Source organism: Enterovibrio qingdaonensis (assembly GCF_028683135.1).
Taxonomy (GTDB): domain Bacteria; phylum Pseudomonadota; class Gammaproteobacteria; order Enterobacterales; family Vibrionaceae; genus Enterovibrio; species Enterovibrio qingdaonensis.
In genome coordinates, this window is record NZ_JAJUBB010000043.1 from 1 (window position 1) to 6,992 (window position 6,992).

Here is a 6,992-nt window from a genome sequence, read left to right on the forward strand (position 1 = left end):
CACCGCCGTATACTTTAGACAGTACAGTACAGATAGCAGCAGTCAGAGTGGTTTTACCGTGGTCAACGTGGCCGATAGTACCAACGTTAACGTGCGGTTTCGTACGTTCAAATTTTTCTTTAGACATGACAGTCCCTCTAAGCACGGTATTTTGGTGGCTTAACGACCACGCATACAACAAATGGGTTTTGTTGAGTATATGACAAACGGCTTGAAGTAACTTGGAAGAGAAAGAATGGTGCTGATACCCAGATTTGAACTGGGGACCTCACCCTTACCAAGGGTGCGCTCTACCAACTGAGCTATATCAGCACTTTAAGATTGGAGCGGGCAGCGGGAATCGAACCCGCATCATCAGCTTGGAAGGCTGAGGTAATAGCCATTATACGATGCCCGCTTTCAGTTTCTCGTAGAGCTATTCAAACTATTTGAAATATGGTGGTGGGAGAAGGATTCGAACCTTCGAAGGCTGAGCCGTCAGATTTACAGTCTGATCCCTTTGGCCACTCGGGAATCCCACCAAATTGTCTTTTATTGTCGTAATGGTGCCGGCTGCCGGAATCGAACTGGCGACCTACTGATTACAAGTCAGTTGCTCTACCAACTGAGCTAAGCCGGCGACAAGTGCTGCGCATTCTATGCAATGATTTTTGGCGTTGCAATAGCTAATTTAAAAAATTCTGCGAAATCAGTTCTTATGGCGCATTATTTCACCAATACCTCCCCTAAATCTGCAATATTAGCTAAGCATAAATCAGCATCGTGCTTTCACTCTACTCGGGGATAATGTATTGTCGCTTTCCTTAGTAGAAACTGTTCCTTATAAAGTATGAGCGACTTATTAACGCCTTACCTGTCTTTTGACCGCAAGAAATGGTCAGAACTTCGTGATTCCGTACCGATGACGCTGGACGAGACCGATCTCGAAAAGCTACGCGGTATTAACGAGCATCTGACGATGGAAGAAGTACAGGACATTTACCTACCACTCTCGCGTCTATTGAACCTATACGTCAAAGCGAGAAAAGGCCGAACGCAGGTATTAGAACAGTTCCTAGGTGAAAACGACAATAACGTCCCATACGTTATCGGCATTGCTGGTAGCGTTGCTGTCGGTAAAAGCACCACTGCCCGTATTCTCAAAGCACTGCTTGAACGCTGGCCTGAACACCCAAAAGTAGAACTTATCACCACCGATGGTTTTCTACATCCAAACAAGGTGTTAAACGACCGCGCTCTGATGAAAAAGAAAGGATTTCCAGAGTCTTACGACATTCGTCGTTTGGTACAATTTGTGGCGGATGTAAAATCAGGGAAGAAACGTGTTGAAGCCCCTGTTTATTCGCATTTGGTTTACGACATAACAGATTCGATAAAGGTGGTTGAGCAACCCGACATTTTGATCGTTGAAGGTCTTAACGTACTTCAAAGTGGTATGGACTATCCTCATGAACCACATCGCGTGTTTATTTCAGACTTTTTGGATTTCTCGCTATTCGTTGACGCAGACAGCGAACTTCTGAAAACCTGGTATATCGAACGATTCATGCAGTTCCGACGTGGTGCGTTCCAAGATCCAACATCTTATTTTCATCACTACACCAAACTCTCAAATGATGAAGCTTTGGAAAAGGCTGCGGCAATTTGGGAAGAAATTAATGGTAAGAATCTGATCGAGAACATACTCCCGACCAGAGGACGCGCAGGTTTGATCCTACAAAAAGGGGCTAACCACGCAGTGCAAACGGTGACGGTACGTAAATAAGTAATGCCGACTAATCGTCGGCACGTAAACTGATCTCACCACCGAGGTAAGGGGCAATGCCAGACTCAGTTTCGAGCATCAACGCCCCCTGCTCATTAATACCCCTTGCAATACCTTTGACGACACGCTCCCCCATTAGCAGTTTCACCGCACGACCGTTGAAGTTATCGTACTTCTCCCATTTTAAGACAAAGCCTGCCATGCCAACCTCTTCATACTGACGAAGTGCTTCAGTAACGCCATTGATAAGCGCAGCGGCCAGTAAGTTTTTATTCGGCAGTGTTGTGCATGCTTCTTTCAGATTCGCCCACTTCTGATCCACCGCATCGGTATCTGGCATAGAGACATTCAGCCCCATACCGATGACTAAGTGTGCCGCATCTCCCGCTTGCCCGGTCATTTCTACCAAGATACCTGCGAGTTTTTTATCTTGCCAGTACAGGTCGTTAGGCCATTTAACCTTCACGTCTTTCGCACCGAGCTTATTCAGTGTTTCCGCCATCGACACACCGACCACCAGACTCAAGCCCATAGCCGCTGCCATACCAGCATCCAATCGCCAATACATGGAAAGATAAAGGTTGGCCCCAAACGGCGAGAACCATGTCCGACCACGGCGGCCACGACCTGATTGCTGATATTCAGCAAGACATGCCGTACCCGACGCCAATTGACCAACACGGTCTAGCAAATACTGATTGGTCGAGTCGATAACAGGAACAAGTGAAAAAGCCGGCACATCCAGCTTTTCACTTAGTACGGTTTCATTAAGCAGGTTAAGCGGCTCAGGCAGACAGTACCCTTTACCCTGCACGCGAAACACATCCACGCCCCACTGTTGCAGGACCTTTATGTGCTTACTGATAGCTGCTCGGCTCATTCCAAGTTCTTGGCCCAGCTTTTCACCGGAATGGAACTGCCCGTCAGCCAACTTTCGGATGAGGGCAAGACGTGCGGTGTGGTCTAGTGCTGGCATACAGCCTCCAGGGTTGTTTCATCTGTCGCGCCCATAAATCGCACTTCATGCTCAAGTTCCACGCCAAATTTAGCCTGAACGGTATCAACAACATGTTTTGCCAACGCTACCACATCGTCCGCACTCGCGCCTTCCAAGTTAGTAAGCACTAACGCCTGTTTATCATGCACCGCAGCACCGCCTACGCGAAAGCCTTTCAGACCACACTGATCGATTAACCAACCCGCAGCCAGTTTCACTTGGTTATCACTTACCATAAAGCGTGGCATTTTATCATTCTGCGCTTCTAAGCTATCAGCCAGCGACTTTGCAACCACTGGGTTTTTAAAGAAGCTACCCGCGTTACCCACGATTGTCGGGTTAGGCAATTTCTCGTTGCGAATTTCACACACTTTGGTGAAGACATCGAGTGCCGTCAGATCTGATTGATGCGCCAGGTCGCTCAATGCCCCATAGCCAATCATGGGGACCCATACCTTAGGCAGTAATAGGCCAACAGCAACGATCACCGCTTTGTTTTTCAATCGACCTTTGAACACTGAGTCACGATAACCAAACTCGCACTCTTCAGCCGTCATTCGACTAATGTCACCAGTGTCGAGCATCAATACATCGACATATTCGCAATACTCGTTAAGCTCAACGCCATATGCACCAATGTTTTGAATCGGTGCAGAGCCGACCAAGCCAGGGATCAAAGCCAGATTTTCCAATCCCGGCATATTTTGTTCGATAGTCCAGCGAACCAACTCGTGCCAGTTTTCCCCGCCTGCCACATGCAGTCGCCACGCCGTCGACGTTTCTTCTACGGAGATGCCTTTAAGGCGATTCAGTACAACAATCCCGTCATAGCTTTGACAAAACAGCAGATTACTTCCCTCTCCAAGAATGAGCTTTGGCTCGTCGGCATGGTCACGCCAGATGGACATAAAGTCTGCCGCAGAATGGGCTTCAATGATTTGTTTGGCGTCGACTTCAATGCCAAACGTATGGAAAGGTTTAAGCGACGTGGTCTGCAAGGTTTTCATTTGGCTCGCTGTTTCATATATAGAAAGTCCTTGAGGTGTATACTAACCTATCCACCCTGAATTCGCAGTGATTTGATAGATATGCCAGATTTTAGATTCGCCCCGCTCAACCCACTCCGCTTTCCTATCGTGACGCGCTTTTACAAAAGCCATTACCCCGCAGGTAAGCCGAAAAAAGACGAGGTAATTTGGACTGCAGAGGGAGAAACTGGACTTTGTGGTGCTGTACGTTTTAAACAGTTTGATACATTTCAGCTTTTAACTGGCATGCTGATTTCACCCTCGTTTCGGGGCCGGAAACTCGGTGTGCGTTTTCTGGAAGCGGTTGATGGACAAACACAGTCAACGCCTTGTTATTGCTTAGCTTATCGATATCTCACACCGCTTTATGAAACGGCGGGCTTTCGTGTGATTGGGAAAAGCCAACTACCTGCGGAACTTCAAGGACGCTATTCCAGCTACTGCAACAGTGGCAAAGATCTCATTCCGATGCTGCATTTTCCAATAGCATCACGATAAATCGAGCGTATAGAAGTATCAGGATCACTTGAAATTGCGCAATTTCTGGTACAATACAGGGTTTGATTTGCGTTAACACGATCACTTCGTCGAATTTAATGAGGCAATAATGGATTCAGCTACTGCAAACAAGCAGTTGATCGATCAGCTCCCAAAAATTGCACAGCGACCAGAACAGTTAGAAACGCTGTTTGACGCTGTCTCTTTCCGAGAGCGCTTGCTGCATGAAATTGCACATGCCAAAACTCGTATTTATCTCGTGGCACTCTATCTTCAAGACGATGAAGCCGGCCGCTCGATTCTTGACGCGCTCTATACGGCAAAGCAAAAAAATCCAATGCTCGATATAAAAGTGTTGGTTGACTGGCACCGTGCTCAGCGTGGACTTATCGGCGCAGAAAAATCTGATGGTAACGCTGCTCTATACCGACGTTATGCCGAAGAGTATGCCCACAAAATAGAAGTCCTTGGTGTGCCCGTTCGTAACCGTGAAGTATTTGGTGTGCTTCATCTAAAAGGTTTCGTGATTGACGACACAGTTATTTACAGTGGCGCAAGTCTGAACGACGTCTATCTCGCTCAGCATGAACGTTACCGTTACGACAGATATCATGTAATAAAAAGTAAAGCTCTGTCAGATTGTATGGCAGGTTTCATCAGCAATACATTGGTCGCTAGCGATGCTGTAACATGTCTCGCTCAGCCAAACCGCCCAGATACTAAAGTATTGAAACCAGCGATACGCGACTTACGAGCTCGCCTTCAAAACGCGAGTTACCACTTCATTTCACAACATATTAATGAAGACCAAATCGGTCTAACACCGATGGTAGGGCTAGGTAAGCGCAAAAACTTTCTAAACACCCAAATATGCCGTCTCATTGCTAGTACGCAAGAAGAATTGACCATTTGTACGCCGTACTTCAATCCGCCACGCAGTGTGACGAGAGAAATTCGTCGAGCCATCCGACGCGGTGTAAATATAACAATCATCGTCGGTGATAAAACAGCTAATGATTTCTACATACCACCAGATGAGCCATTTAAAACCATTTCGGGCTTGCCATACCTCTATGAAATCAACCTTCGTAACTTCGCACGCCGCAACGAAGCCGCCATTGCTAAGCGTCAATTAAAGATTCACCTTTGGAAGCATGATGACAACAGCTTTCACTTGAAGGGCATCTGGGTTGACCGCACGTACATGCTGCTGACAGGTAACAATCTAAACCCTCGTGCTTGGAAGCTAGATTTAGAAAACGCCATACTTCTGCATGACAAGAAGAAACTCATCGAAACGCAAGCACAGTGCGAAATCGATAAAATCCTTGAGCACACTCAGCAGATTGGAAGTTACAAGCAGATTGAAAAGCTAGACACTTACCCTGCGAAAGTGCAAAAGCTGCTCAAACGGATCAAAAGGATCAGAGCAGATCATCTGCTCAATCAGATCCTGTAAGGAGAGAGTTTTGATCGCTTCAATCGACGTCGACCCACAGAAAACATTTACACCATTGTGCCCGGGAGAGTTGCCTGTACACGAGGGGCACCTTATCGGTCCTGCACTTAATCGTCAGGCTCAAAAAGCGCAGTTTCGCGTGTTAACAAAAGATGCTCATCCCGTAAATGCAGTATGGGTAGTCGACAGTCATGACAAGATGCTCGCACCATTACCACACGACAATGCTGACCTAACGTGGGTATCTCACGCAGTGCCTGGCACCGAAGGTTTTGAAACCGTGCCAGATCTCCCATCCGTGACAGACTACGACCACGTTATCTGGAAAGGTGTAGAGCCTGATCTTCACCCTTACGGTGCATGCTTTCACGACATTCAAGAAAAGTTGAGCACAGGTTTAATTGAGTGGCTGAAATCAAAAGGCGTTAGTAGTGTGTTGGTTGGTGGATTAGCGACAGATTACTGCGTTAAGACCACGGCTATGCAGCTAAAACAGCACGGTGGCTTTGATGTGTGGGTAAACCTTGAAGCATGTCGAGGCATCGCAGAAGAAACCACACAAACAGGCTGTGCTGAGATGCGGGATGCAGGTATCCATGTGATAGAAAGCTTGGATGAGTTCAACGCATAGCTCTTTTAATGTTAGTGAATAAACACCACCATCTAGGTGGTGTTTTTTTATGCTCACATAAAATTATCAGAAAACTTAAGGCTAAATACCTACTAGCTTTAATAAGCTTCAGCGAACTGGAGTACTGTGGTAGAAGGACACAACCCTTACTTACAAACAATAAGGGTGTTCATAGAACTCACCGTGTTCAGTCGAAACTGAGCAAAGTGTTTTGCCTTGTTAATTCCCAACAACGTCACCTTCCTCTCACGATAGTAAGCCCGCGATGCTCGCGCATTTCTATTTCCCTATGTTCGAGTAAAAATGACTAAACCACAAACGCGAAAAAGCCCTGACCGATTGGTCAGGGCTTTCTCTTATTTGAAGCCTAGCGATGTCCTACTCCACATGTGGGTGGAGAAAGCACGTTTTAAGGCGCATGCGCCGCGTGCTTTTGGAACGAGAGCAGCTATGCTGCGAACGGGAGTGCCCCGCGAACGCGGCGGGCGACCGCGAGCAAGGACACCATCTTGCATACAGGCGAAGAGGCCATCCAAGATGAGTGTTTTAACCTGTGATGTTTCTAAATCCCATATACGCAAAAAGGCCATCCTAACGGATGGCCTTTTTGACTG

Annotated in this window: 8 protein-coding genes and 4 tRNA genes; 4 read left to right on the plus strand and 8 right to left on the minus strand. The window is 47.0% G+C overall.

Annotated features, from left to right (window positions below):
- The 5 genes from LRP49_RS24895 to LRP49_RS24915 form a co-directional block, all read right to left on the minus strand.
- On the minus strand, nt 1-127 hold a 127-nt coding region (locus LRP49_RS24895), incomplete at its 3' end, for a GTP-binding protein (protein WP_274142812.1).
- Nucleotides 128-236: 109 nt separating this feature from the next.
- Nucleotides 237-312: transfer RNA gene (locus LRP49_RS24900), tRNA-Thr, on the minus strand.
- 10 nt (nt 313-322) lie between these two features.
- Nucleotides 323-397, minus strand: a tRNA-Gly gene (locus LRP49_RS24905).
- Nucleotides 398-436: 39 nt separating this feature from the next.
- Nucleotides 437-521: transfer RNA gene (locus LRP49_RS24910), tRNA-Tyr, on the minus strand.
- 22 nt (nt 522-543) lie between these two features.
- Nucleotides 544-619, minus strand: a tRNA-Thr gene (locus LRP49_RS24915).
- Between the two features lie 210 nt (nt 620-829).
- Here LRP49_RS24915 and coaA point away from each other — a divergent pair.
- On the plus strand, nt 830-1,765 hold the full coding sequence (gene coaA / locus LRP49_RS24920; RefSeq protein ID WP_274146342.1) for a type I pantothenate kinase: 936 nt from the start codon (nt 830-832) through the stop codon (nt 1,763-1,765).
- 10 nt (nt 1,766-1,775) lie between these two features.
- Here coaA and birA read toward each other — a convergent pair whose 3' ends face one another.
- Together birA and murB are read right to left on the minus strand one after the other, a co-directional pair.
- Nucleotides 1,776-2,741: a bifunctional biotin--[acetyl-CoA-carboxylase] ligase/biotin operon repressor BirA gene (gene birA / locus LRP49_RS24925; protein ID WP_274146343.1), complete on the minus strand. Its 966-nt coding sequence runs from the start codon at nt 2,739-2,741 to the stop codon at nt 1,776-1,778.
- Nucleotides 2,729-3,769, minus strand: a complete 1,041-nt coding sequence (gene murB, locus LRP49_RS24930) for a UDP-N-acetylmuramate dehydrogenase (RefSeq protein ID WP_274146345.1) — start codon at nt 3,767-3,769, stop codon at nt 2,729-2,731. The genes birA and murB overlap by 13 nt, the downstream gene beginning before the upstream one ends.
- 81 nt (nt 3,770-3,850) lie before the next feature.
- Between murB and LRP49_RS24935 the strand changes: the two genes are divergently transcribed.
- From LRP49_RS24935 to LRP49_RS24945, 3 genes are all read left to right on the plus strand, one after another.
- Nucleotides 3,851-4,288, plus strand: coding sequence for a GNAT family N-acetyltransferase (locus LRP49_RS24935; RefSeq protein WP_274146347.1), 438 nt, complete (start codon nt 3,851-3,853; stop codon nt 4,286-4,288).
- Nucleotides 4,289-4,397: 109 nt separating this feature from the next.
- Nucleotides 4,398-5,747, plus strand: a complete 1,350-nt coding sequence (gene pssA, locus LRP49_RS24940) for a CDP-diacylglycerol--serine O-phosphatidyltransferase (protein ID WP_274146349.1) — start codon at nt 4,398-4,400, stop codon at nt 5,745-5,747.
- A gap of 10 nt (nt 5,748-5,757) precedes the next feature.
- Entirely contained in the window at nt 5,758-6,378 is a 621-nt protein-coding gene (locus tag LRP49_RS24945) for a nicotinamidase (protein WP_274146351.1), read from the plus strand.
- Nucleotides 6,379-6,734: 356 nt separating this feature from the next.
- Here LRP49_RS24945 and LRP49_RS24950 read toward each other — a convergent pair.
- Nucleotides 6,735-6,992, minus strand: a 258-nt coding sequence (locus tag LRP49_RS24950) for a hypothetical protein (RefSeq protein ID WP_274146353.1), incomplete at its 5' end; no start/stop codon positions are given.